The organism is Acidovorax sp. SUPP1855, assembly GCF_030158955.1.
Classification (GTDB): Bacteria; Pseudomonadota; Gammaproteobacteria; order Burkholderiales; family Burkholderiaceae_C; genus Paracidovorax.
In genome coordinates this window covers 78,390-102,171 of sequence record NZ_BQXI01000014.1, presented here as the reverse complement: position 1 = coordinate 102,171, position 23,782 = coordinate 78,390, and the positions used below count along the sequence as shown (strand labels likewise).

Below are 23,782 nucleotides of genomic sequence, written 5' to 3'. Positions count from 1 at the left end.
CCGTTTGCCGCCCCGGCCGAACCGTGTGCCCCACGCTTTCAGGCCCGGCGTGGCCTTTGGGCCGGCACGTCCAGGCGGTTGTCGATGTGCGAGGCCTCGGCCGTCTCCACGCTCGCCAACTGAACCACCACTTCCACGCCCTGCGTCTTCTGCACCATGTTGCGCTCGTACGAGCGCAGCGAATAGGGCTGCTTGGCCGCCGGGTCCTTCCACTGCGCTTCAACCGTTTCGGCCAGCGCGGAGACCGCCTGCGGCAAGCCGCTCGGGTGCTTCGCGCACAGCTGCATGGACGAACGGTAGGCATCGTCCCGCGCGCGGGCCTCGGGCGTCACGATGTGGCGTGCCGCGAAGCTGTGGGTGGGCGCCGCATCGCTGCTCATGTCGTTCAGCAGGCCATCGAGGCGCGCAGGGTCGGCACCAGCGTCCACCCACGCGTCCCTCTGCGGCTTCATCGACTCCATGAAGGCATCGACTTTCTGGTATTCCGTCTCTTCGAACGACAGCGGATGCAGGCGGCCGTCCTCGTACACGGCCTCCCGCCGGTGGGACACGCCCGAGAGAATGTGTTCCGCGCCCACGCCGAATTGCACCGCGGCGAGCGACCCATCGACCTTGCCAGAAAACGAGGTGTCCGACGCGACGGTGGCGGACGGGCCAGCCGACACCTTGGCACCAACCCCGGCGCGCAGGTTGTTTCCCTGGATCGATCGTTCCACGCGCATGCGCCCGGTGGCGTCGGCGTAGTGCTTGGTGACATCGCGCTGGGCCTCGACGAAGCCGCCGACACCGGCACTGACCTTGGCATACCACTTCCCGATCGATCCCATCAGGTCCGCGCCCAGCCCATGCCGGCGGCGGCCATCGACGGCCAAGCCGACACGGTTGACCGTGAGGTCAGGAAACTCCTGCAGCAGCCGCTGCAGGAGATCAGTGGGGTCATCCGCCCGCGCCCCGCCTTCGCTGCCGTCGAGCAGCGCGTCCACCAGCGCCGAGAACTCGGCCCGCAGCTCCGGCACCGGCCGGCCGACCCGCGGCAGGCGCAGGGAGATGCCCTGCATCTCGGCGTCCTCCCTTCCGTACAGCACCGTATCGACGTTCACCCCCGCCTTCGCCACGCCGATGTCCGGACCGACGAACGCGCCGACCCCCACCTGTTTGGCCACCTGGCGCTGCGATCCCAGCAACAGCTCCATATCGTAGGGCGGCATGGCGATTTCGAACACCGCCTGGCGGCCGCGCTGCGCCCGGCCATCGATCCGTCCCCGCAGGAAAAAGGCGCTCGCCACCGCGCTGATCGACGACGTGATCTGCCGCAGCCCCACGCCGACCAGCCCGCCGCTGCTCAGCCGCAGCCGCGACGAGCCCTCGATGTTGGCGACGATGTCCTTCAATGCCGAACGCACGGTCTCGCGGGTGATCACCGGCACCCGGGTGTCGCGGCCTTGCACCTCTTTCTCGGCCCGCGCCAGGGCCTTGGAGATGGCCTGCACCCAGTGCACGTTTTCTCGCTCCAGCGCCTGGACATTGCCGGTCGCCTCGCGGGCCTCGGAAAACCATTGGCCCATCGCCTCGGCATCCAGGCGCAGGTCGGCCAGCGCCAGCAACTGCGGCGATTGCGCCAACTGGCGCGCCAGGCCCGGCCTGGGGTCCCGCGACAGCAGGAGCGCCAGGCGGTCCGCGATGTCGGCACAGGCCGCCTCGTCGAAGCCCGCCCGTTCGAACGACTGCGGTACCGGCGTCTCCAGGCAATGCCGCAGCACCGCCGCGCGCAGCAACGCTTCGGGCACCCGGCCGGGGCCCGGCGAGCGCAGGTACGGTGCGGCGTCGATCAGTTGGTCCTGCAAAGCAGCGGCGGCCTCGCGCAGCGCCGTCTCGCGCGCCAGCCGGTGGCGCGTGACGGCCGGGCCCCGCTCCACCTTCTGCGTTCCGTGGCGCAGGGCCCGGAAAGGCGACTTGCCGAAGATCGGGTTGCGCAGCAGGCGCCCGCGCTCCGGCGTGGCGCGCTCGATCCAGCGCCCGGTCTTCATCAGGCGGGCGTTGATCGCGGCAAAGTCCGTCCCCGGCCCAGTCTCGAACAGGTCGTTGCGCACGGCGGTCAGCGCCCACTGGTGGGGCAAGGCCGCGGCCACATCACCCACCATCCGCGCCGCGGCGCAAGCGACGGCCTTGCCCGTCAGCGTGTCCAGGGCCGGCGCGCTGGCCAGGATGGCGGCAGGGTCGCCCCGCTCCGCGCGCCCGGGCGGCATTCCCGATGCGGCCTTGAGCAGCAGCGCGAAGTCCCGGCTGTGCGCCGCATCCACAGGGCGTGCCACGACGGCCTGGAGTACGTCCAGGCCCATGGGCGTGTCGGCCAGGGCGGCTGCCACCTGCCACACCGCACGCCGCGCCGCCAGGGTGGCATCGCTCGGCAGGCCCGCATCGGAGCGCCGCGGCGAGCCCGGCAGCGACCGGTCAGGGCCGCCATCCAGCGAAGCCGAGGGCGTGTGATAGACCGAACCCCCTTCCATCGACGAGGCCGATGGCGAGCGCGAGACTGCGGGCGAGACCGGGGGCGACAAGGGAGCCGGCTCGTCGTCGACCCCATGCAAGGAGCCTGCGGGCGTGTAGAAGACCGAGGCCGCGTCGTCGTCCGGCGCACCGGCCCGCTGCTGCCAGGCCGCGGCGATTTCCTGCTGCGGATCAAACTCCTGCAGGAGTTCCAGCGCGCCCAGTGCCAGTTGTGCGTCGCCGCCCGTCGCGGCGGCCAGGGCTTCGGCCAGGATCACGGTGGGCGCGCCAGGAAGCCCCGGAATCGGTACCATGCGCGAAAAATCCATCTCGGTCAGCGCGAGTGCGAGATCTGCCGCCACGCCGAAACGCTGCCCACCCGGCCCGAACAGCGCCTTCGTCAACGCGGAGCCGTCGGGCTCGGCCTGTGCCATGGCATCGAGCAGCACATGGGTGGCTTGGGGCTGGGCGGCAGCGGCCTGCGCGGCCGCCGGGACGTTGGCGTGGTCAGCGGCCTCATTCCTGTCCGGCAAAGCGCCACGCGGCGGCAGGGTCGATGCTGCGGCGCTGGAGCGGCGAGGCGCCGGGCCGTCCAGGGGCGGCCGCACCGCGGCACTGGGGATCGATGGGGTCCGCTGTGTCTGGCCCATGGGCGTATCAACGCTGAAGCGGGCCAGACCGAAGCGGTTCGAGAGTTTGGAGGGCAATGACATGCGAGTCATCGTCTTGCCCCGCCTGCCGGCTTTTTTCGGAAGTCCCGAAGCCCCCGCCCGGGAAACGAATCCCTCCCTGGTGAAGAACCGCATTTCGATATACGGAAAACGTTGGCAATCCACGCCCGGCCGCCTTTCAGACGGACTTGTCCTGCGTTTTCCCAGGCGTCGCAGCCGATACCGATACCGCCACGTCGCCGTGGCCATCCGTGGTGAAGCCGTGGTAGCTGGGGCGCTGCGTGAGCCCTTGTTCGGCTCGAATCGTGTTTTCCGTGGGCTCGGCGCCGGCATGGGCGCCAACGCCGACCGTGCGCAGTTCTGCGGGCAGCAGTGAACGGGGGATCGGCGATTTCGTGACAGGATGCTGGTAACGGGTTTCGTCGGCCGTGCGCGCGGGATGGATGCCGTGCAGGCTGTCGCGGGCATGAATCAACTCATGCGCCAGCGTGGCGACGTAATCCGCAGGACTGGGTTCGCCTTCGCCGGACTCGGGCGTGGGATACCGGTATGCAACTTCGGGGTCTGTATAGACCCACGCTTCATCGGCACCGGGTGTTTCAAGACCGGGCAAAGGGGCCGCCGCCACAACCGGCATGAAGGCACTGGGCGCGCGCCGCTCGCTCAGGTAGGCGTCGATGTCCTCCAATTTGTTCAAGCCGATACGTTCCTGCGTGGCGTCGTCGCGCCGGAACGAGCGCACATGGACCTCACCATTCTGGGCAGGGGTCAGGACCACCCGCTTGCGCGGAGCCATTGCGGTGATGGCCTCGATCTGCCGCAGCAGCGCACGGCCCGAATCCCGCGAGGCCAGTTGCTGCAGCGCGGATTCGTTGCGCCGCACGAACTCGGCGCCCTGCAGCGCGGGGCCGCTTCCATCTTGGGTCGCCCTCGTCGAGGTGCGGATGAATATGCCAGGAAAGGCACTCGGCTGGATGGGCATGGCTCCTCTCGCTCGAAAAAGGAAAATTAAAACGCCACGGGGTGATCCCGGTCACCGCCGATGCGAACGCGCCGCCGGAATGCCGAACCCGGCTCTGCCCGCCTTCCTCCCGCCCTGCGACCGTGCCGGCAGGGGCTCCGACCGCCAGGCACCACTGTGGAGACCCTCCCGCAGCATGCACCGCATTGGTTCATGCCCGCACCGCCCCGCCGGGGGCAGAGCCTGGAACCGGGCATCGATCTTGCTGATCGGGATGCCATCGACCGACACGACCGGAGACCCCATGCACAAACGTTCCCTCCTGAAAGCCGTGGTGGCCCTGGCCGCCGCCAGCGCGTTCACCCTGGCCCAGGCCCAGACCTTGACGCCCATCAAGTTCCAGCTCGACTGGCGCTTCGAAGGGCCGGCCGCGTTCTTCCTGCTGCCCACGGCCAAGGGCTACTTCAAGGAGGCCGGGCTGAACGTGACGGTGGACGCGGGCAACGGCTCCGGCGGCGCCGTGCAGCGCGTGGCCTCGGGCACCTACGACATGGGCTTCGCCGACCTGGCCGCGGTGATGGAATTCCACGCCAACAACCCCGACGCGCAGAACAAGCCCGTGGCCGTGATGATGGTCTACAACAACACGCCGGCCTCGGTCATGGCGCTCAAGAAGAGCGGCATCGCCAAGCCCGCCGACCTGGCCGGCAAGAAGCTGGGCGCCCCGGTGTTCGACGCCGGCCGCCGCGCCTTCCCCATCTTTGCCAAGGCCAACGGCATCGGCAACGTGCAATGGACCGCCATGGACCCGCCGCTGCGCGAGACCATGCTGGTGCGCGGCGATGTGGACGCCATCACCGGCTTCACCTTCACCTCGCTGCTGAACCTGGAAGCGCGCGGCGCCAAGGCCAGCGACGTGGTGGTGCTGCCCTATGCCGACTTCGGCGTGAAGCTGTACGGCAACGTGATCATCGCCAGCCCCAAGCTGGTCAAGGAGAACCCCGAGGCGATCCGCGCCTTCCTCAAGGCCTTCACCCAAGGCGCGAAAGAGGTCATGGCCAACCCGGCCGCCGCCATCGCCTCCGTGAAGGAGCGCGACGGCATCGTGAACGTGGCCCTGGAAACCCGCCGCCTGCAACTGGCCATCGACACCGTGGTCAACAGCGCCGACGCGCGGGCCGAAGGCTTCGGCCAGGCGAAGCCGCAGCGCCTGGCGCTGATGGCCTCGCAGGTGTCCGACGCGTTCGCCACCAAGTCCCGCGTGAACGCCGAGACGGTGTGGAACGGCAGCTTCCTGCCGCCAGCGGCCGAGCTGAACATCCTGCCCAGGAAGTGACGGCACCGGGGGCCGGCCCATGGGGGTCAGCCCCCCGGCCCTCCCGAGCCCGCCACGCGCCACTCGGCAATTGCTACAAATTTAATAGCAATATGCCCTAGTACTGATTGTGCTGGCGGCCCTTTTCACTCCAAACCCTTCTTTCATCCCATGCAGGCCGACGACACCTATTTCGTGGATTTTCGCGATGTCTGGCTCGCCTACAACGAAGAGTTGCTGCGCGCCAACCACTTTGCGGTCGAAGCCATCGACCTGCAGGTGCGCCGCGGCGAGTTCATCGCCATCGTGGGGCCCTCGGGCTGCGGCAAGTCCACCTTCATGAAGCTGGCCACCGGGCTGCGCATGCCCTCGATGGGCAAGATCCGCATCGACGGCCAGCCCGTGACCGGCCCCCTCAAGATCTCGGGCATGGCCTTCCAGGCCCCGTCGCTGCTGCCTTGGCGCACCACCGTCGCCAACGTGCTGCTGCCGCTGGAGATCGTCGAGCCGCACCGCAGCCAGTTCAAGGCCCGCCGCAAGGAATACGAGGCCCGCGCGCGTGCCCTGCTGCAGAAGGTGGGCCTGGCCGGCTACGAAGACAAGTTCCCCTGGCAGCTGTCGGGCGGCATGCAGCAGCGCGCCAGCATCTGCCGCGCCCTCATCCACGAGCCCAAGATGCTGCTGCTGGACGAGCCCTTCGGCGCGCTCGACGCCTTCACGCGCGAGGAGCTGTGGTGCATCCTGCGCGACCTGCAGGCCGAGCAGCAGTTCAACGTCATCCTCGTCACGCACGACCTGCGCGAGAGCGTGTTCCTCGCCGACACCGTGTACGTGATGAGCAAGAGCCCCGGCCGCTTCGTGGTCAAGCGCGACATCGAGTTGCCGCGCCCGCGCGAGCTGGAACTGACCTACACCAAGGAATTCACCGACATCGTGCTGGAGCTGCGCGGCCACATCGGCGCCCTGCGCAAGACCGGCGGGGAGATCACGCAATGAACGCGCTGCACAAGAAACGGGTGGAGCGCTGGTCGCCCTGGGTTTTGCTGTTCACGGTACTCGTGCTGTGGCAGGTGATCTGCTCGGGCCTGGGCGTGTCGGAGTTCATCTTCCCCAGCCCCTGGGCGATCTGGACGCAGTTCGTGGAGTTCAAGTGGATCATCGCGGGCCACGCCTGGCGCACCTTCTGGGTCACCATGGCCGGCTTTGGCATTGCCATCGTGGTCGGGGTGCTGCTGGGCTTCGTCATCGGCTCGTCGCGGCTGGCGTATGCCGCCGTCTACCCGCTGATGACCGCCTTCAACGCCCTGCCCAAGGCGGCCTTCGTGCCCATCCTCGTCGTGTGGTTCGGCATCGGCGTGGGGCCGGCCATCCTCACGGCTTTTCTCATCAGCTTCTTTCCGATCATGGTCAACATCGCCACGGGCCTGGCCACGCTGGAGCCCGAGCTGGAAGACGTGCTGCGCGTGCTGGGCGCCAAGCGCTGGGACGTGCTCACCAAGGTCGGCCTGCCGCGCTCCCTGCCGTACTTCTACGGCTCGCTCAAGGTGGCGATCACCCTCGCCTTCGTGGGCACCACCGTGTCGGAGATGACCGCTGCCAACGAGGGCATCGGCTACCTGCTGATCTCGGCCGGCTCGTCCATGCAGATGGGGCTGGCATTCGCCGGCCTGATGGTGGTGGGCGCCATGGCGATGGTGATGTACGAGCTGTTCAGCGTGCTGGAAAAGCACACCACGGGCTGGGCGCACCGGGGGTCGCAAGGGGAGTGAGGCCCCGGAGCAGCACCGAGCCGGCCGCAGGGAGCGATGTGCATCGCTCTGCGCAGGCCAATGAAACCCGTCTGCCTACGCGTTGGCCCTGGCGTTGACCATCTGGGCAAAGACGGCATTGGTACGCCTCCATTGCTCTGCGCTCAATCCGCTGTTCTGGATCGCGGAATCGATCTGCAGCAACAACTGCTCACGGTCAGGATGGTTTTGAAGAGGTTGAACCGCGTGCCGCGCAGCCACCAGCAGCCTGCCCCGGTCGGTCCATCCCGGATGATTTTGTGCGGCCTGGATAGCACGGCCAATGGCCAATGAAACTTCATCGTTTGGCGTGCCTGGATTGATACCCAGCAGGGCATGGACCCCCTCGATGGAATGCATGACGTCGCGTTCGCCACGGGGCAACGCCTGATGGAGGGTTTGCGAAGCCTGACGAAGCGCCGAACGCCCCGTCCTGGGCAGCAAGCTGCCGATGTGGTGCTGCAGATCGCCAGGCAAACGGTTGAAAGGCCCGCTTTCCTCACTACCGCCACTGCTGCTGCGCCTGGGACTGATGGGCAATGGGGTTGCATTGGCGTGGCTGCTGCTGCGCCGCGGCTCCTCAGCAGAAGGCCGAACCGATTCGGCGGAAGAGTTCTGGCGGCTGATCCGGCCACTGCCAGATACCGTAGGCGTGCAGCATGCGTTTCCCATTTCGATTCCTCAAAGCAAAGGGAATACCTTAGGGAACCTCTCAAAACTTCCGAATTTGCAAGGCTTGAACGCCGTAACTCGTGATTTGTAAGCGCGCCAAGTGGCTGAGACAGGGGTTTTGAGAGGTTCCCCTTATCCAAGCCCTCATCTTGGACATGGGCAAAGGCGAACCATTCGCACGCCATCCGAAACCGGGAGGGGCGAGGTATCCGCTGGCCCCGACAATCTGCAGCTTTCCAGCTTAATTCGGAATATCCATGCACAACCGGATGCCCGCCAAAGAATCGGCCATATTTTGCAGGGGGATTTGAAGTTCCGTAGAAAGCATCGCCCATTGCGCTGGACCTTGGAATGGATAGAAACCGGAAGCACCACCCCTCACCATCACGCCATTGCGGCCCTCCACTTTGGTCATCGCTGCCAAACCGAGCCCTGCGATTCCAAAAAAATTGGAGGCTTTCTTATTCTTCGAAGCACTCCCGAAAGACGTCAGGCAGACATTTTTTGAAAGATCGCCCCGGGGCAACTTATCTCCGCCAATGAAAATATTCGACCGCAGCTCTTTTGCCACATATTCCCACTCATGGTCCCACGGTAAGCGGTAGCCGCTTTTGCTCAAGAATTTTTCAGCCTCGCGGGTTGACAAATAGATGGGGTAAGGCCCCTCCTCCGTCGAAAAATCAGGCCGTTCCAAATCGCCAGACAAATCGATATTTTCTTCCGCCACCCATTCAAAAAGCGGAAACCTGCTCATCAGAAATGGGCGTACGGCTTTCTCCTCTGGTGAGGTACGGCCTTCCACCAAGGGTTTCAGCATGTGCCATTCATCGGGAGAGCACAAGGCCTGAATGGCTTTTTTTATGCGCATCGCTCATGCCGTAATCAAACACCCCACCAAAGATCAGGCTCAAGGGGGTTTCGTATTCCTCGTCATAGAAGCACGGAATGTCCACTTTCGATTGCGTTCGATGATCAATGGCATGAAAAGACCCGGCCCGCTGGAAACGATCAGGGAGTTTTTCCAGGATTTCTTCACAAATAGATTCCTGTCGCTTCAGATCTTGCGCCACCCATGCCGTCAAGGACTCTATTTCTGGAAATTGGTGTCCAGCCGCCATTCAAACCCCTTCCAAGATACCGGCCTTACGGCTCCTGGCCAGCGCGCACAAACGCAGAGGGGTCGTACCAGACATCCTCGTAGCCCTCATCGTCCACAATGAATTTATACCCAGGGGGTAAGGCAAGATATTTACCCAATTCTGGCAGCCGCTCCAAGACATGAGAGCCATGCACTGACTGGAAAAAGTCATCATCATCAGAATATTCGCCTCCCCAGAAATACCATCCTGATGCATCAATCGTCGGCTGAATTCGAACGCCATAGATCGGTTGCTGGTTCAACGAAGCAAGATGGACCCCGACATGCAAGGCCGGATTGAATGCCAACGGGCTGCCATTGTACTTTTCACAAATTGCAGCTTGTTCATTATCAACAGCACTTTCCATTGCAGCACTCACTCAATCAATAATTCAATTCACCGCCGGCGACCATAGATAAACATTACTTTTCTCAGGTTCGTACAGGTAATCGCTGACCTGACTGCCCCGCATCACCCCGGCCAGCTCCACCAGGTTGAGGCTTTGGACCTCTCCGCTGGCCGCCAATGCCAGCGGTCTTTCATTGGCCGTGAACACCGCCGCTTCCCCATCGGTGCCCGTCCCCGTGCGCAGCATCTGCAGCGCCTGCGTCTGCCCCCACACCTTGTAGCTGGCCGCCCACACGATCCGCCCCGCCTCGTCCGTCAGTTCCTGCGGCGCCCCGATCTGGTCGCACTGGTAGTAGTAGATGGCGAAGTCTTTGTCTTCGGCTTTCTCATTTACTACATCTTTTGTAGCAACATGCCCTAGTGGTATTTGCGCTGGAGCCTGTTTCGCCTCCGACTCCAGTTTGGCCAGCGGCACGAAGCTGTCCGGCTCGTACAGGTATTCGCTGACTTTGCTGCCCCGTATTTCTCCCGCGAGCAGGTCGCCGTCATACACGAACCGGGTCTTGCCGAAGGCGTCCGTCTTGTCGATGCGCCGCCCCAGCGCGTCGTACCGGTAACGCGTGGTCTGCACGGTCGCGGGCGGCTCGGTCTGGACTTGCCCAGCCTGCACGGCTTTCGGCATCGGCCGCTCCCGGTAGCGCGTGACGGTGGCCTCCACGATCTGGTGCTCCGCGCTGTAGCGATAGTTCTGCACCGTGTGCCAGCCCACCAGCCGTTGCACGACGTTGCCGTGCAGGTCGTAGGTGAACCGCAGGTCCTGGTACACGGTGAGTCGGTTGGTGGGCACTTTTTCCCGCTCGTGGCTCACGCCGCCTGCGCTTTGCTCGCCGCCCCGGTTCGGGTTGAGCAGGTTGCCGGCCGGGTCGAACGTGAATTGCTCGCGCTCTTCCCCCTGCTGCGTGCCCTGCGCCGTGCTTCGCGTGCCCTTGTGCGCCGACAGGATGCGGCCCAGCGCGTCGTAGCGGTATTCGCTGGCCCCCCGCAGGCTGTCCTGCGTGGCCGTGAGGTTGCCGCCCCGGTCGTACTGGTAGTGCCGCGCGATGCGATGGCCTGATGGCAGGTGCGGCAGGCGGGCCAGCAGGTCGGACAGGCCCGGTGGGCCGGACATGGCGGTTGGTGGGTCCCGGTCCCGCAGCGACGCTTCCGTAGCCGCGCCGGGCAGCGTTTTCAGGGCGGCTTCCCGGCTCACTTTGTGCGCCACCAGCCGGCCCATGGGATCGAGGCCGTAGCGGCTGGTCAACGCCCCTTGGGTGCGCGATATCTCTTGGTGCAGCGCGTCGCGCTCCATGTCGCTGACCGTGTGGCCATCCACCCGGATCTGGTGCAGGTGCCCGGAGCCGTAGTACAGCCATTGCACGTTCTTGCCGCTGGGCAGCACGCTCTCTGTTCGGTTGCCCAGCGCGTCGTAGGCGTTCTTCCAGACGTGGCACAGAGCGTCGGTGATGTCGGTGGGCAGGTTAGGCGCGTTGTAGCGCAGCCGCGTGGATCGCCCTGCGGTCGTTGACATTCACACATGGGCAGGCCGCGGAGTCACGGGACGATAACCGGCAAGCATCTGTTGGCGTCCGTGATGGTGCTTCCTCGGGTTTTTAGGGAAGCGATCGCCATGGCCAGCAGGTCGTGGTGGTAAGTCAAGGTGGTCAGGTAATTGCGCATCACCATCCCGCCCAAGACGATACCCACCAGTGCGGCCAAGCCGCAGGCTATGGGGAAGGCGATCCAATGATCAAAATCGGTGAGCTTGCTTTCAAGATTGGCAAGGGTCAACTCTTTCCAAACTGTGGATGCCAACCCGAGGACCGCAAAAAGCACCGCTTTATCAGGGGAGCCGAAGAACAGGGACAGTCTGGCTTTGATCCGTTCGATTTGAATGCCTTTCCATTGCTGAGCCAGCACCAGGATTTCCTGGGGATGGGCTTTCAAGGATTCGACGTGCTTCAAATCGTTCTTGGCATCCAACAGCAGCATTGCCTCGAATTCTTTTTTGAACGAAATTATTAATGGCAAGCCAGATAGAATTTGGAGCAGCAGACCCGAAAAAACCGGCACCATACAGATTATGTACAGAATACCTGCCGTTGTTTGAACGGCGACTCGAAACTTGATCTCTGGAAGTAACCAAGCCATGGTGGACAATAATAAAAGAAGAATGAAGAAAATGCATGCAACACCCATCATGAAGTTGGAGAGCTTTAGCATTCGGGATTCAAAGGTGCTTCTTTTTTCCTTGGAGGACAAGGGGAGCAACTGATTCAAATGATCCAGGATTTTTATTATTTCCGTCATTGGTTTTCAAACCTCCCACTCCAGAACATCGCTCTGCAGTCTTTGCATCTTTCACCTTATTTTCAACAAGAGATGCAATGCCACTTATAATATTTTTCAGCACCAGCCAATCTCATAACCCTTGGTCTGCGCACAAAATTGCAAAGAATATGGCAGACATACCAAAATCATTATTCAAATTGAAATTTGATTTTTTCATCATCCGGCAGATCTTTTATCTGTAATGCAATGGAAGCTCGCGACCGCATCGCCACAACCGCCTCAGCAGCATACAAATTTTCAACTTCAAACTCACCTCCAAAAACAAATGGCATTTTAGGTACCAAGCGAAATTTATCAGGCAACGGGCCATTTATTCTTTGCCACTCATTTGCGAGAGAGTGTCCAGTATAAAAATCATAGTCATCCAAGACTTCTTTAGCCCACCCATCAACCGTCTTTGAAATCAACTCCAATTCACCGGTTTCGGGATCAAAAGAAGACACTCCTTCCTCAGATGCTACAAATTGGATTCCAAACAAATCTTCTGCAAAAACCAAACCTTTGGGATTTAGGGATTTATAAAAATCTCTCCAGAGCAAAGGATCATTCCACTCCGTAATTGACCAGTCAGCTCTTTGCAATCCGGAACCCATAATATGCAAAGCCGATTCAAACGCATATCCCCCATTAATTTTGCTTAATAAATAACTCAACTCCTTAACCATTTCCCCTGGAATTTCAAAATCCTTCATAAATTCCAAATCGCATGAAGCGCTAGAGCTGGAGGTGCTAATTTTAACGAGTTTTTCGACATTCTTAAATTGCATCATTTCACCTTTATTTTCACCTTTGTTCCATCCGGATATTTCTTACACTGGTGGCCCATGCATGAGCCCGCGCCCCTGTTATCACAGGGATCAATATGCTTGACATCAGCCCCGGCCCCACCCTCCTTAAACATTGCCGGAGGATATTCGTCACGATCTTTATTAACTTTTGTTTTTATTCCTTTAAGAGACGCTTTACGTCGCGCCTTTGCGCCTGGGCGATCAATTGTCACTTCATCTGGATGACCTGCCGCTATCGCGTCTTTAACGTGCTGGGCTGTTTCTGGATATTTACTACTGTCAATCGTAATGCAAGGGAGAGAACAACCACAGGTTTTTGTTGTGCTTCTCTTTCTCTTTCTTTGCAGCCCTACAGGATCAATCCATTCCAGAGGATTATTCGCATATAAAAAGCTATTGAGGCCGCCTTCCAGATCAATAGGATCCTGATGAATGAACCGCCCCGTCACCGGATCGTAATACCGGAAGCGGTTGTAATGCAGCCCCGTTTCCCCGTCGAAGTACTGCCCCTGGAACCGGAGCGGCTGCTCCACCAGGTTGAGGCTTTGGACCTCTCCGCTGGCCGCCAATGCCAGCGGTCTTTCATTGGCCGTGAACACCGCCGCTTCCCCATCGGTGCCCGTCCCCGTGCGCAGCATCTGCAGCGCCTGCGTCTGCCCCCACACCTTGTAGCTGGCCGCCCACACGATCCGCCCCGCCTCGTCCGTCAGTTCCTGCGGCGCCCCGATCTGGTCGCACTGGTAGTAGTAGATGGCGAAGTCTTTGTCTTCGGCTTTCTCATTTACTACATCTTTTGTAGCAACATGCCCTAGTGGTATTTGCGCTGGAGCCTGTTTCGCCTCCGACTCCAGTTTGGCCAGCGGCACGAAGCTGTCCGGCTCGTACAGGTATTCGCTGACTTTGCTGCCCCGTATTTCTCCCGCGAGCAGGTCGCCGTCATACACGAACCGGGTCTTGCCGAAGGCGTCCGTCTTGTCGATGCGCCGCCCCAGCGCGTCGTACCGGTAACGCGTGGTCTGCACGGTCGCGGGCGGCTCGGTCTGGACTTGCCCAGCCTGCACGGCTTTCGGCATCGGCCGCTCCCGGTAGCGCGTGACGGTGGCCTCCACGATCTGGTGCTCCGCGCTGTAGCGATAGTTCTGCACCGTGTGCCAGCCCACCAGCCGTTGCACGACGTTGCCGTGCAGGTCGTAGGTGAACCGCAGGTCCTGGTACACGGTGAGTCGGTTGGTGGGCACTTTTTCCCGCTCGTGGCTCACGCCGCCTGCGCTTTGCTCGCCGCCCCGGTTCGGGTTGAGCAGGTTGCCGGCCGGGTCGAACGTGAATTGCTCGCGCTCTTCCCCCTGCTGCGTGCCCTGCGCCGTGCTTCGCGTGCCCTTGTGCGCCGACAGGATGCGGCCCAGCGCGTCGTAGCGGTATTCGCTGGCCCCCCGCAGGCTGTCCTGCGTGGCCGTGAGGTTGCCGCCCCGGTCGTACTGGTAGTGCCGCGCGATGCGATGGCCTGATGGCAGGTGCGGCAGGCGGGCCAGCAGGTCGGACAGGCCCGGTGGGCCGGACATGGCGGTTGGTGGGTCCCGGTCCCGCAGCGACGCTTCCGTAGCCGCGCCGGGCAGCGTTTTCAGGGCGGCTTCCCGGCTCACTTTGTGCGCCACCAGCCGGCCCATGGGATCGAGGCCGTAGCGGCTGGTCAACGCCCCTTGGGTGCGCGATATCTCTTGGTGCAGCGCGTCGCGCTCCATGTCGCTGACCGTGTGGCCATCCACCCGGATCTGGTGCAGGTGCCCGGAGCCGTAGTACAGCCATTGCACGTTCTTGCCGCTGGGCAACACGCTGGCGATTCGGTTGCCCAGCGCGTCGTAGGCGTGGCGGAAGGTGAAGTGCCGATCCGCCTGGGCCTGCGCGCTGTCTGCCTGGGCATCGCCCAGATGCACCTGCGTTTCCTCGACCAGTTGCGAGAGTGCGTCGTAGGCGAACCGGACCTGGGCCTGCGCGTTGGCGCAGCCGACCATGCGCCCGAGCAGGTCGTAGGTGTAGCTGGCCGTCTCTCCGTTCGTGTGGGCCTTGGCAAGCAGCCGGCCCAGCAGGTCGCGCTGGAAGTGCGTGCGCTTGGGCAATGGCGCATCGGGTGCCATGTCGTACGGCGTGTCCGGCGGCTCGGCCGCATCGCGTTCGTGCAGCTCGGTCAGCTCGCCCACCGCGTTGTACCGGTAGCGCTGGATTCGGCCATCGAAGCCGATCTCCTGCACCAGGTTGTCAGCCGCGTCGTAGTGAAACTGGTACCAGGCGCCGTTCTCGTTTTGCAGCGCCACGAGCCGCCCCACCGCGTCGTAGCGGTAGCGCAGGCTTTGGCCCTGCGGGTCCTGGCGCTCCACGGGCTGGTCCAGGCCGTTGTACGCGTAGCGGGTGATGGCACCTTTGGGGTCGGTGTAGGCGGTCAGATTGCCTTGCGCGTCGTGGTCGTAGCGGTGCTCCGCCCCGTCGGCTTCGGTGACGATGCGCAACTGGCCCAGCGCGTCGTGCTGGTAGCGCGTGGTCTGGCCCAGGGCATCGATGCTGGCGGCCAGGTTGCCCAGGATGTCGTACTGGTAGCGGGTGTTGCGGCCCGAGCAGTCGGTGTAGGCCACCAGTTGGCCGGCCGCATCCCATTGCAGATGCCGGGTCTTGCCGTGGGCATCCTCGATGGCAACGGGCAGGCCGCGCGGGTCGTATTGGTAGCGGGTGGCGTGGCCCAGGGCGTCGGTGTGCTCGCGCAGGTCGCCGCGCGCGTCGTAGTCGTTGCGCCACACATGGCCCAGGGCGTCAGTGATCTCGGTCGGCAAATTCTGCGCGTTGTAGCGCAGCCGCGTGGTGGCGCCGGCCGCGTCGGTGACGGCGGTCAGGTTGCCACGGGCGTCCCATTGCCAGCGGGTGCTGCGGCCCAGGGCGTCGGTGCTGGCCTCGGGGTTGCCTGCGCGGTCCATCTGCGTCTCGGTGCGCACGGGCTGGCCGTCCGGTCCAACTTCCGTGACGGCGACGACTTCGTTGTGTGCGTTGTAGTGGTAGCTGGTGCGCCGGCCCAGGGCATCGGTGACATGGGTGGTGCGCGACCCCAGGTCGTATTCGAAGCGGGTGTCCCGCAGGCCGGGAGTATCGGTCCAAGTGCGCACCACGCGCCCCCCTGCGTCCAGCCGGCTCCACTGTTGGTGGTGGGTGAAGCCGTTCTTGGTGGTGTAGGCCACCATGAGGTGATTTTCATAGCGGTACGCCTTGGTGCCGCCCTGCGCATCGGTGGCACTGCAGAGATTGGCGTGCGTATCGCCCTGCAGGTTGCCCGCGTTGTCGTAGGCATAACGCACCAGCACCCCGCCCTGGTGTTCCACGCCATCGAGGGTGCGGGGCGCGAGGCGCACCTCGGCCAGCAGGCCGGCGTCGGTCCAGCCGAAGCGAAGCTCACGGCCGGCGCTGTCGGTCAGGCCGGTGGGGCGCGGCGCGATGCCGTCCACGCCGGTTTCGTCATAGGCGGGGTAGTGCAGCGTGATGGCATTGCCGTGGCGATCGCGCAGCCGCGCCAAGGGCAGGCGCCACTGGCCGGGCACGGGCTTGGCGAACTCGTGCCGCAGGCCGTCGGTGGCCTCGACGCTGTAGTGCCCGTCTTCGTGGCGCTGCAGCGTGATCTTTTCTCGCTCGTCGAAGTGGCTCTGCCCGGGCGAGAGCGGCGGCAGCTGCACCCTGCGGCCCCGGGCATCGTAGTAATGCACATGGCTGTGGACCAGGGCCAGCTCGATACTCAAGGGCGTGCTCCACCCCCAGCCCAGCCAGCCGGGGCGCCGGTCGGCCGAGCGGTAAAAGCGCCGCCATTCCAGCGGCAGCAGGCCGGGCAAGGCAAAGTCGGTTTCCGACAGGATCTTGACGCCGGTGGCGAAGATGACCGGGTGGCAGGTGCCGAGTTCGCAATTGGCGCCGCCCGGTGCGCCGACGTGCACGTCATCGACGATCTTGGCCTGCGTGTTGGGGTTGACCTGGTTGTTCTGCCGGCTGGCAACCGCATTGATCCTGGACTTGGCGCGCTTCACGATCTTGCCGAGCACGAAGCCGATGGTGATGGCCGCCACGCCATTGGCGATCACATCGGCGATCTGGTCGATCTTCTCGTCGGTCAGGGGCGGCGTGAGCAGGTCCTGCACCTCCTGGGCCAGCTCCGCGATCTGCATGGCGGATTCGGCCATGGCGGCACCGCCCACCACCAGATTGACGCCGGGAATGAGCTTGCCCACCAGCTTGAGCGCGGGGCCGATCAGCACGCTCGGGTCGGTGAGCGACTCGCCCAGGGCGCTCAACTGGTCACCGAAGGCGCCGGGGAGCTTTTCGATGACTTTCTGGGCCAGTTGGTCGTAGGGGCCGGGCAGCGCCTTCATGGCCAGGCGCATGGCCCAGCCGGGGTTGATGACGAGGGCGTTGGATTTCGTCGTGTCGAACGAGCGGACGCTGCCCTTGCCTTCGAACTTGGTGTCGCTGCTGTAGCTGGTGGGCTCGGCCGCGCCGCCCACGACGGTGGAGCGCACGCCGGCGATGCCGCCCAGCCGATCGGGCGTGGCGGGGATGGATTCGAACCGGCTGCCGGCCACGGAGACGGGCTTGCCGTCGATCTTGAGGGTGGCCGTGCCGTTCTTGAGGCCCGGCCCGTGGGCCATGTTGAGGATCGGAACCGGCGGTCCGTTGGGCTTGGGGAAGACGGGGTTGATGGGCCCGGGAATCATGGCCGGGCTGCGCCCCTCATGGATCGCCCGGCGGTCGTTGACGTAAGTGGCCATGGGTCAGGCAGCTTCGCGGTTGCGGGTGGATGGGGATGGCATCGGTGCGCGGGTGTGATTCCAGGTGGCGACCCAGGCGGCCACGCGGGTGGAGAGGCCGGTCACGCTCTGCAGGCCTGCATGGCCGCTCAGCGCCACGGGCCTGTGCGGGTGGTGCAAGTCCTGCCGCATCTCGTGCAGCAGACACAGCAGCAAAGGCACCCAGGCCGCGCCCATTTCGCCGAGGAACGCAGCCGGATCGTGCATGGCGGGATGGCCGTTCTGCGCAGCCAGATGGGCGCTGAGGTTCATGAGTTCGCTGCCTCGCCACGGGCTTCCGTCCATGTCGCTCCAGTAGGACTGCAGCGCCTGGGCGGGGATGTCCGCGGCCTTCAAGGCCTGGGCCGCCGCACCGATGAGCGCAGTGCCGTCCAGGATGGCTTCGCTGCCGACCCGGGAGGCCGGCTCCTGCGCGAACGCGGGCGGGAACACGGTGACGTAGTTCGCCGCACAGGGCTTGCGGGCGAGCCGCACGAATGCGGCCCCTTCGGAGGCGATGAACCCCTCCGTGTGGCCTTTCACCCGGAGCCAGCGCCGTTGGTGGAAGACATCGATGGTGGCGGGGTCCACCCCGCTGTCCACGCCGCCGAAAACCACCTCCTGGACGCTGGGGTGTTCCTGCATGAAACGGTACGCCGCGGCCAGGGCATCCGCTCCGGCGACCGCCCCGCCCGTGTAGAGCATGAGCGGCAGGAACTCGGGTGCCACGTCGAGCGCGCGCGGCAGCTCCAGCGCGAATCGCTGGGCGTCGATGGCACCGCGCAGCTCAGGCAGCGGCTCGGGCAGGGCGATGAAGACCGGAATGGGCCGGACCATCGGCCATGCCGCGGTGGGTGCGGTGGTGGGGCCTTGCAGCGCCTCGTGCAGGGCCGGCGCGGCCAGCCGGATCAGCCGATCGATGCCGGTGCAGTCGGCCTCGATGGCCTGCACGCGCGACACCGTGGCCTGGTGATCGATGTGGCCGGTGATGGGCTGGCGGGTGAAGGCCGCAAAGCGGCTGGCCACGGCGCTGCGGGTCTGCCAGGCCCGCGTGCCGATGGGCGTGCAGGCGCCGGTGGCCGCAATGGTGAGCGGCGTCATGGCGCACTCCCGGCAAAGACGGCCCGCTCGAACACGGAGGCCGTCTGAAGCGCCAGCGCCTGCACGCCGGCCAGGTCATCGGCCTCGATCCACAGCGCGCCGCTCATGCGGGAGACATGTTCGATGTACAGCAGGCGGCGCAGCGGTGCACCCACGCATGCGGCGGCCTCTTCCAGCACGACCGATGGCCGCGGTTTGCCGATTCGCAGGGGCGGGCCGGCGCTGGGCAGCGCCGCCAGGGCCGCGTCCGCCCACTGGGCGCGGTCGCCGGCCGGGCGGGCGCGGTCGAACAGCCCATCGCAGGGAACGCCCGCCAGCAATGCCACGCTGTCGGCCAGTGCCCGGCATGCGAGTTCATCGTCCCACAGCGTGTGCGCCGCAAGCTGGCGCAGCAAGGGGCCGTCGCCGACCAGGGCGGCGGCATACAGCTGCTGCGTCCAGGCCATGGCGGGAAAGCGGCCCTCGCGCAAGGCAACGGCCAGATCGTGCCCTGCGCGCGCCGCGCAAAGGGCCAGCGCCACTGGGGAGTCGGGCCATCGCGCCAGCATCGCCTTGGCGGCCGTGGTCTCCTGCGGGCTGCCCATGAGCGCCAGGGAGATCAACCCTGCTTCGGCGTCCTCGCCTTGCTCCACGGCCCGCAGCGCCTTGGCCTCGTCGGCACGGGCCACGCAACGCCAATGGCAGAGATTCGCCAAGCCGCCGGGCAGGGGCTCGGCCATGGCGGCCATGGCATCGGCATACGCATCGGACACCGCGGGCCGCGCAATGGCGAGCCGCATCAGAAGGCGCACCAGCGACAGGTGCTGCTGCTGAACCGCCTGGCTTGCGCGCGGCGCGAGATAGCTGGCCACGGCGTCATCGAAAGCGAATCGCAAGGCATGGAAGACCGCGGCGGGGTGGGCTTGCAGATGGCCGTTCCAAAGGTCGGGGGCCACATCGGCGGGCCGGCCCAGCTGCAGCTTGAGGACCTCGATGCAGGCGTGGGCAAAAACGGCGGGGCCTTCCTGCTGCAATTCGTGCCCTGCTGCGGCGATTTCCGCATGAAAATCCGATTCCATCGCGGGCGCATGGGACAGATGCAGCTTGAGCGAGGCCAGGCACTGGACGATGCTGTCGTCGAACACCGCCAGGGCCTCCAGCCGGTGTGCGGGCAGCGTGAGCATGTGGGTGCGGCGCCAGTACTGCGTGACCAGCGAACGCGCCATGCGCAGGGGCAATGCGCGCATGACCGGGATGTCGATGGCGCGCGCCAGGGGAAGACGGGTGACACTCACGCAGACCCCCTCAGGGCTGGCGCATGGCAAGGCCGAAAGCAAAAAGGATGCATACGATGCTGGAAAATTTGACGCCCTTCGCCGCGGAAATCCTTCCGGGCTACGGGCCAGATGGCGGGCTGCAAAAGACCGTGGTCGTCAAAGCCACGCTGGACTTTCGCAATCGGGTGGCGCCGCACGGCACGGGCTTGCCGATCCTGCGTGGCGACCAGTTCTTCGATGCACCGGGCATGGAGGGCGTGGTGCGCTTCGAAAGCGACCTGGTGCCCTTCAAGCCGCGGGTGGATGTCATCGTCAACGCGGTGGCCTACGCGCCCGGCGGCAAACCCGTCGCCGCGTTCGATGCGGGCGTGACGGTGGGACGCGAGGCGCGCGTGGTGCGAGTCTTCGGCGAGCGCGTGTGGCGCAAGCGACTGGGCTTGTTTCCGGTGGCGGTGGAGCAGGCACCCGCGCTGCAGGTGCCCGTGGCCTATCACCTGGCCTACGGTGGGCAGGACCCTGCCGATGCACAGGCCTTCGCCCCCGCCAACCCCACGGGCCAGGGCTTCAGCGCCGGGCTGCCGCCCGATGGTTTGCCGCTGCCCCGGATCGAATGGCCGGACGAGTTGATCCACGCAGCGAGCGATACGCCCTCGCCCGCGGGGTTCGGGTGTTTCGGCCGCACCTGGCTGCCACGGCGCAAGCTGCTGGGCAGCTATGGGCCGGCGGAGTGGCAGGTGCCCGGCATCGTGGGACGGATGCCCCGATCGTTCGACCCGGCGGCCTGGAACTGCGCGCATCCACGGATGCAGTTTTCTTTCGATCAGGTGACATCCGGCACATCGATCCAGTGGCTCCACTTGAGTGCCCAGGGCCCGTCGCAGATCACCCTGCCCGATATCCGGCCCCACGTTTCCTGGACGGCCGGCGGCAAACGACATGCCGCGTCTCCGCATTTCGACACCGTGACCATCGAGCCCGAGCATGGCCACTTCGCACTGACCTGGCGCCACACGCTGTCGCAGGAAATCCATGGCCAAGTGGAGGCGGTGCAGGTCCATCTCTGAAACGGACGGCGGCCGCCGTTCAGTTGATCCGGACTTCGGCGGCGTCGATGTCCACCAGGTCGCGCGCGTCGTGCTCGATGGTGAGGGCCACGATGCGGGCCAGCCCCTCGGCCGTCAGCCGCAGCGTCGCGGCGCCGGACGAGAGCGTGATGGAGTCATGCGACTGCAAACGGATGGACCGGTCGCTCCATGGCACGGCGGCACAAGGCACCAGTACGGCGGTGATGACGGCGTGGCCTGCACCGGTGCGTGCCAGCAGCACCTCGTCGCCAGGCACGAGCCCAGGCAGCAGCACGCCCACGATGGCATCCAACGTCTCCGCGCCGCACGCCACGCTGTAGGCGCCCTGCCCGGCTTGCGCGCGCACCGTGGCCTGGCACATCGTGACGGATGGGGTCGCGCCTGCACCATCGCCGTGAGACGGCGAAGAAGAAAGCGAAGCATCGACGGAGGACGGTTGTGCGAGCGCCATGCGGACTCCGGTCAGGTGGGATTGACGTTGGTGTTGGGCGACGCCACGGTCACGCTGGAGCTGCCGGCCACGTTGATGGTCTGCCCGTTGATCTGCACGGTGCCGTCGCTGGTCATGCGCAGCACCGCCTTGCCGCATTTGATCTCGATGGCGTCGCCCACGGTCACGGACATTTCCTTGCCGACCGACAGCGTGCGCACCTCGCCGATCGTCGTGGCCGCGTTCTTGCCCACGCTCTCGGTGTAGTTGTCGGAGGTGCTGTCGGTGCGGTCCTTGCCCACCTTGCTGGTCTGGCTCTGCCCCACGGTGACCGAGCGGCTCATCAGCACGTTGGTGCTCTGCGTCAGCCCCACGTTGACCACCATGGCCGCGCCCACGTTCACGTTGTAGGCCGCGCCGATGTTCATCATCTTGGCCAGCCCCACGTTCTGCAGGTAGGCCAGGCCGACGGTCTCGGTCTTGAAGCTTCCGACCTTGATCGACCAGTTGTTGCCGATCTTGTCCTTTTCGTTGCGGCCGATGGTCTTGCTGCGGTTGTTGCCGATGCTCACCGTCTCGTCGATGCCGACGTCTTCGCTTCGGTTGTCGCCGATGCTGATCTTCTCGTTGTGGTCCACCCGCTCGGTGCGGTTGTTGTGCACGGTGATGGTTTCATCGCGGTCCACGGTCTCGGTGCGGTCGCGGTGGATGACGTTGGTCTCGTCCCGGTCGACGGTCTTGCGCCGGTCGTTCCCGACCCACTTGTCCTCGTCGTTCTCCACTTCGGTGAGCTGGTCCTTTTGCGCATGCAGCCACAGCTGCTCGGCCCCGGCCTTGTCCTCAAAGCGGATGGCATTGGCATCGCCCGCGCCGTTCTTCAGTCCGTCGCCGAAGGCCCCGCCCTTGCTCGACTTGGTCTTGATGCCCGACTGCGTGGCGTTGGCCGGCAGCGCCCACGGCGGCATGTTGTCGGCGTTGTACACGCAGCCGGTGATGAGGGGGTAGTCCGGGTCGCCATTGAGGAAGTCGACCACGACTTCCATGTTGATGCGGGGAATGAACAGGGCCCCGAAGCCGGAGCCTGCCCAGCTGCTGGAGACCCGCACCCAGCAACTGGAGTTCTCGTTCATGGCACCCACCCGGTCCCAGTGGAACTGCACCTTCACCCGGCCGTACTGGTCGGGCCAGATCTCCTCGCCCGGCGGGCCGACGACCACGGCGGTCTGCGGGCCGGTGGTCCTGGGCTTCGGGGTGGTGCGCGCGGGGGTGTAGGGCACGCTGGTGGGCTGGGCCAGCAGGGTGAACCGCTGGAACGAGCCTTCTTCCTGCGCCGTGCCCTTGGGGCCCGGCGCAGCAGCGCTGACCTGGGGGTTTTCCTTGAAGTGGTATTCGAGACCGGTGAGCAGGTAGGCCTGGTTCTGGTCCTCACGCGGGTAGTTCTCCAGCGTGAAGGTGTAGCCCGGGGCCAGCGCCCGGTGGCGCGACTGGCCCCGCACGGTGCTGCGCCCGGTGAGGCTTTCCTGCAGCCGCACCCGGGCATAGGCTTCGCCGTCGCCGAATTCGGTGTAGCCGCCCGGCCATTCGTAGATTTCGTGGGCGTCGTGCGCGTGCCCCGGCGGGGTCTGGCGCATGTTGGACAGGTCCGCGCGCGGCTTCTTGAAGTCGTAGTCGTCGTTGTAGTGCCGCCCCGAATGGATGGCCTGGTGCAGCTCCCAGGCGTGGATGTTCTCCTTGTCGGCGACGGCGGCCTTCTCGGGCGGGTAGAACGGGATGACGGCGGCCCCGGGCAGCGGGCTGTGCGAGGCGACGATGTCGTCGGCCAGGGTCAGGATGTGCTGGCCGGCGCTGTGCTGGTGGTAGTAGTAGATGCCCTCATGCTCCATCAGGCGCGAGACGAAGGCGCAGTCGGTCTCGCCGTACTGCACGCAGTAGTCCCAGCTGCGATACGCCCGGGTGAGCCGCTTTTGCAGGGGGTGGCCGTATTTGCCGAGCACCTCTTCGATGATGTCGGGCACGGTCTTGTTCTGGAAGATCTTGAAGTCGCTCTTGCGCGTGGCCAGCCACAGCCAGGGCTGCAGACGCAGGCGATAAGAGTAATACCGGTGGTCTTCGCCCTGCAGGCCGAAGCGGGTGACGATGCCGTCCAGGTAGCGCCGGCCGCCGCCTTCAGTCTCCACCTCCACCGTGGCGTGCTTGCCCAGCAACGCCTTGGGGTCGAGGGATTTGCTCTCGCTCAGCAGGTCCACATCCAACGCAAACAGCTCGCTCAAGGATTCCTTGCCCTGCAGGCGGCGAAACTGCAGCTGTTCTCCCAATGGCGTTTGGATCGTGACGCGGCGTGTCATGTGAGCAAGCCCCTATCGGCGTAATCGCTGTGATTAAAGGCCGCGATCATAGCCAGCAATAATGACAATCCATCGATTAAACAAGGCCAGCTCAAGGGCATTGCACGACACGCATCTCAAAGAGGCATCAGAACACACCGCATCCCCTGCATGCAATGCGGCCGGCATGCCAAGCCACCGTCTTGGCGCCAAGCCCAATAT

20 protein-coding genes are annotated in these 23,782 nt (G+C 64.6%); 5 read left to right on the top strand and 15 right to left on the bottom strand.

Translation table 11 applies throughout. The features are described 5' to 3' along the window. Positions 1-38: 38 nt before the first annotated feature. Together AVMA1855_RS14150 and AVMA1855_RS14145 are read right to left on the bottom strand one after the other, a co-directional pair. A complete protein-coding gene (locus tag AVMA1855_RS14150) occupies positions 39-3,200 on the bottom strand; it encodes a hypothetical protein (RefSeq protein ID WP_284426191.1) in 3,162 nt (1,053 codons plus the stop codon). A 136-nt stretch (positions 3,201-3,336) separates the two neighbouring features. Further along, positions 3,337-4,140: a M91 family zinc metallopeptidase gene (locus AVMA1855_RS14145; RefSeq protein WP_284426190.1), complete on the bottom strand. Its 804-nt coding sequence runs from the start codon at positions 4,138-4,140 to the stop codon at positions 3,337-3,339. Between the two features lie 283 nt (positions 4,141-4,423). On the opposite strand from AVMA1855_RS14145, the gene AVMA1855_RS14140 reads away from it, so the two are divergent. From AVMA1855_RS14140 to AVMA1855_RS14130, 3 genes are all read left to right on the top strand, one after another. Continuing rightward, positions 4,424-5,455, top strand: coding sequence for an ABC transporter substrate-binding protein (locus tag AVMA1855_RS14140; RefSeq protein ID WP_284426189.1), 1,032 nt, complete (start codon positions 4,424-4,426; stop codon positions 5,453-5,455). 150 nt (positions 5,456-5,605) lie between these two features. After that, complete coding sequence (locus tag AVMA1855_RS14135) at positions 5,606-6,430, top strand: ABC transporter ATP-binding protein (RefSeq protein WP_284407760.1); 825 nt, start codon at positions 5,606-5,608, stop codon at positions 6,428-6,430. Then, a complete protein-coding gene (locus AVMA1855_RS14130; protein WP_272567750.1) occupies positions 6,427-7,203 on the top strand; it encodes an ABC transporter permease in 777 nt (258 codons plus the stop codon). Before AVMA1855_RS14135 ends, AVMA1855_RS14130 begins: the two co-directional genes overlap by 4 nt. Positions 7,204-7,278: 75 nt before the next feature. On the opposite strand, the gene AVMA1855_RS14125 is transcribed toward AVMA1855_RS14130, so the two are convergent. Beyond that, positions 7,279-7,581, bottom strand: coding sequence for a hypothetical protein (locus AVMA1855_RS14125; protein ID WP_284426188.1), 303 nt, complete (start codon positions 7,579-7,581; stop codon positions 7,279-7,281). A 121-nt stretch (positions 7,582-7,702) separates the two neighbouring features. Here AVMA1855_RS14125 and AVMA1855_RS14120 point away from each other — a divergent pair, with 121 nt between their 5' ends. Then, a complete protein-coding gene (locus tag AVMA1855_RS14120) occupies positions 7,703-7,984 on the top strand; it encodes a hypothetical protein (protein ID WP_284426187.1) in 282 nt (93 codons plus the stop codon). A gap of 150 nt (positions 7,985-8,134) precedes the next feature. Here AVMA1855_RS14120 and AVMA1855_RS14115 read toward each other — a convergent pair whose 3' ends face one another. The 10 genes from AVMA1855_RS14115 to AVMA1855_RS14070 all read right to left on the bottom strand — a co-directional run bounded on the left by AVMA1855_RS14115 (position 8,135) and on the right by AVMA1855_RS14070 (position 19,739). Continuing rightward, on the bottom strand, positions 8,135-8,710 hold the full coding sequence (locus tag AVMA1855_RS14115; protein WP_284426186.1) for a hypothetical protein: 576 nt from the start codon (positions 8,708-8,710) through the stop codon (positions 8,135-8,137). Positions 8,711-8,717: 7 nt separating this feature from the next. Beyond that, positions 8,718-9,011 carry a hypothetical protein gene (locus tag AVMA1855_RS14110; protein WP_284426185.1) on the bottom strand — a complete coding sequence of 98 codons (294 nt, stop codon included), beginning with the start codon at positions 9,009-9,011 and terminating at the stop codon, positions 8,718-8,720. Positions 9,012-9,036: 25 nt separating this feature from the next. Beyond that, the gene (locus AVMA1855_RS14105; RefSeq protein ID WP_284426184.1) at positions 9,037-9,399 is read right to left on the bottom strand and encodes an immunity protein Imm33 domain-containing protein; all 363 of its coding nucleotides are present in this window, start codon (positions 9,397-9,399) and stop codon (positions 9,037-9,039) included. Positions 9,400-9,423: 24 nt separating this feature from the next. After that, positions 9,424-10,947 carry an RHS domain-containing protein gene (locus AVMA1855_RS14100; RefSeq protein WP_284426183.1) on the bottom strand — a complete coding sequence of 508 codons (1,524 nt, stop codon included), beginning with the start codon at positions 10,945-10,947 and terminating at the stop codon, positions 9,424-9,426. Positions 10,948-10,970: 23 nt separating this feature from the next. Then, positions 10,971-11,678, bottom strand: a complete 708-nt coding sequence (locus tag AVMA1855_RS14095) for a YuaM family protein (RefSeq protein WP_284426182.1) — start codon at positions 11,676-11,678, stop codon at positions 10,971-10,973. After that, positions 11,647-11,829, bottom strand: a complete 183-nt coding sequence (locus AVMA1855_RS14090; protein ID WP_284426181.1) for a hypothetical protein — start codon at positions 11,827-11,829, stop codon at positions 11,647-11,649. The genes AVMA1855_RS14095 and AVMA1855_RS14090 overlap by 32 nt, the downstream gene beginning before the upstream one ends. Before the next feature lie 67 nt (positions 11,830-11,896). Further along, on the bottom strand, positions 11,897-12,535 hold the full coding sequence (locus tag AVMA1855_RS14085) for an SMI1/KNR4 family protein (protein WP_284426180.1): 639 nt from the start codon (positions 12,533-12,535) through the stop codon (positions 11,897-11,899). Further along, positions 12,535-17,346, bottom strand: coding sequence for an RHS repeat-associated core domain-containing protein (locus AVMA1855_RS14080; RefSeq protein ID WP_284426179.1), 4,812 nt, complete (start codon positions 17,344-17,346; stop codon positions 12,535-12,537). The genes AVMA1855_RS14085 and AVMA1855_RS14080 overlap by 1 nt, the downstream gene beginning before the upstream one ends. A 3-nt stretch (positions 17,347-17,349) precedes the next feature. Beyond that, positions 17,350-18,465 carry a 3-oxoacyl-ACP synthase gene (locus AVMA1855_RS14075; protein WP_284426178.1) on the bottom strand — a complete coding sequence of 372 codons (1,116 nt, stop codon included), beginning with the start codon at positions 18,463-18,465 and terminating at the stop codon, positions 17,350-17,352. Beyond that, positions 18,462-19,739: a hypothetical protein gene (locus AVMA1855_RS14070; RefSeq protein WP_284426177.1), complete on the bottom strand. Its 1,278-nt coding sequence runs from the start codon at positions 19,737-19,739 to the stop codon at positions 18,462-18,464. Before AVMA1855_RS14070 ends, AVMA1855_RS14075 begins: the two co-directional genes overlap by 4 nt. 56 nt (positions 19,740-19,795) lie before the next feature. On the opposite strand from AVMA1855_RS14070, the gene AVMA1855_RS14065 reads away from it, so the two are divergent. Continuing rightward, positions 19,796-20,785: a DUF2169 family type VI secretion system accessory protein gene (locus AVMA1855_RS14065; protein ID WP_284426176.1), complete on the top strand. Its 990-nt coding sequence runs from the start codon at positions 19,796-19,798 to the stop codon at positions 20,783-20,785. Positions 20,786-20,804: 19 nt separating this feature from the next. Here AVMA1855_RS14065 and AVMA1855_RS14060 read toward each other — a convergent pair whose 3' ends face one another. Together AVMA1855_RS14060 and AVMA1855_RS14055 are read right to left on the bottom strand one after the other, a co-directional pair. Then, positions 20,805-21,257, bottom strand: a complete 453-nt coding sequence (locus AVMA1855_RS14060) for a hypothetical protein (RefSeq protein ID WP_284426175.1) — start codon at positions 21,255-21,257, stop codon at positions 20,805-20,807. Positions 21,258-21,268: 11 nt separating this feature from the next. Beyond that, positions 21,269-23,581: a type VI secretion system Vgr family protein gene (locus AVMA1855_RS14055; RefSeq protein WP_284426174.1), complete on the bottom strand. Its 2,313-nt coding sequence runs from the start codon at positions 23,579-23,581 to the stop codon at positions 21,269-21,271. Positions 23,582-23,782 lie beyond the last annotated feature (201 nt).

Excerpts from the sequence above, each read along its gene's own strand:
- AVMA1855_RS14150 (WP_284426191.1), bottom strand. The coding sequence starts at position 3,200 with ATGTCATTGCCCTCCAAACTCTCGAACCGCTTCGGTCTGGCCCGCTTC.
- AVMA1855_RS14145 (WP_284426190.1), bottom strand. The coding sequence starts at position 4,140 with ATGCCCATCCAGCCGAGTGCCTTTCCTGGCATATTCATCCGCACCTCG.
- AVMA1855_RS14140 (WP_284426189.1), top strand. The coding sequence starts at position 4,424 with ATGCACAAACGTTCCCTCCTGAAAGCCGTGGTGGCCCTGGCCGCCGCC.
- AVMA1855_RS14135 (WP_284407760.1), top strand. The coding sequence starts at position 5,606 with ATGCAGGCCGACGACACCTATTTCGTGGATTTTCGCGATGTCTGGCTC.
- AVMA1855_RS14130 (WP_272567750.1), top strand. The coding sequence starts at position 6,427 with ATGAACGCGCTGCACAAGAAACGGGTGGAGCGCTGGTCGCCCTGGGTT.
- AVMA1855_RS14125 (WP_284426188.1), bottom strand. The coding sequence starts at position 7,581 with ATGCATTCCATCGAGGGGGTCCATGCCCTGCTGGGTATCAATCCAGGC.
- AVMA1855_RS14115 (WP_284426186.1), bottom strand. The coding sequence starts at position 8,710 with ATGCTGAAACCCTTGGTGGAAGGCCGTACCTCACCAGAGGAGAAAGCC.
- AVMA1855_RS14110 (WP_284426185.1), bottom strand. The coding sequence starts at position 9,011 with ATGGCGGCTGGACACCAATTTCCAGAAATAGAGTCCTTGACGGCATGG.
- AVMA1855_RS14105 (WP_284426184.1), bottom strand. The coding sequence starts at position 9,399 with ATGGAAAGTGCTGTTGATAATGAACAAGCTGCAATTTGTGAAAAGTAC.
- AVMA1855_RS14100 (WP_284426183.1), bottom strand. The coding sequence starts at position 10,947 with ATGTCAACGACCGCAGGGCGATCCACGCGGCTGCGCTACAACGCGCCT.
- AVMA1855_RS14085 (WP_284426180.1), bottom strand. The coding sequence starts at position 12,535 with ATGCAATTTAAGAATGTCGAAAAACTCGTTAAAATTAGCACCTCCAGC.
- AVMA1855_RS14080 (WP_284426179.1), bottom strand. The coding sequence starts at position 17,346 with ATGGCCACTTACGTCAACGACCGCCGGGCGATCCATGAGGGGCGCAGC.
- AVMA1855_RS14075 (WP_284426178.1), bottom strand. The coding sequence starts at position 18,465 with ATGACGCCGCTCACCATTGCGGCCACCGGCGCCTGCACGCCCATCGGC.
- AVMA1855_RS14065 (WP_284426176.1), top strand. The coding sequence starts at position 19,796 with ATGCTGGAAAATTTGACGCCCTTCGCCGCGGAAATCCTTCCGGGCTAC.
- AVMA1855_RS14060 (WP_284426175.1), bottom strand. The coding sequence starts at position 21,257 with ATGGCGCTCGCACAACCGTCCTCCGTCGATGCTTCGCTTTCTTCTTCG.
- AVMA1855_RS14055 (WP_284426174.1), bottom strand. The coding sequence starts at position 23,581 with ATGACACGCCGCGTCACGATCCAAACGCCATTGGGAGAACAGCTGCAG.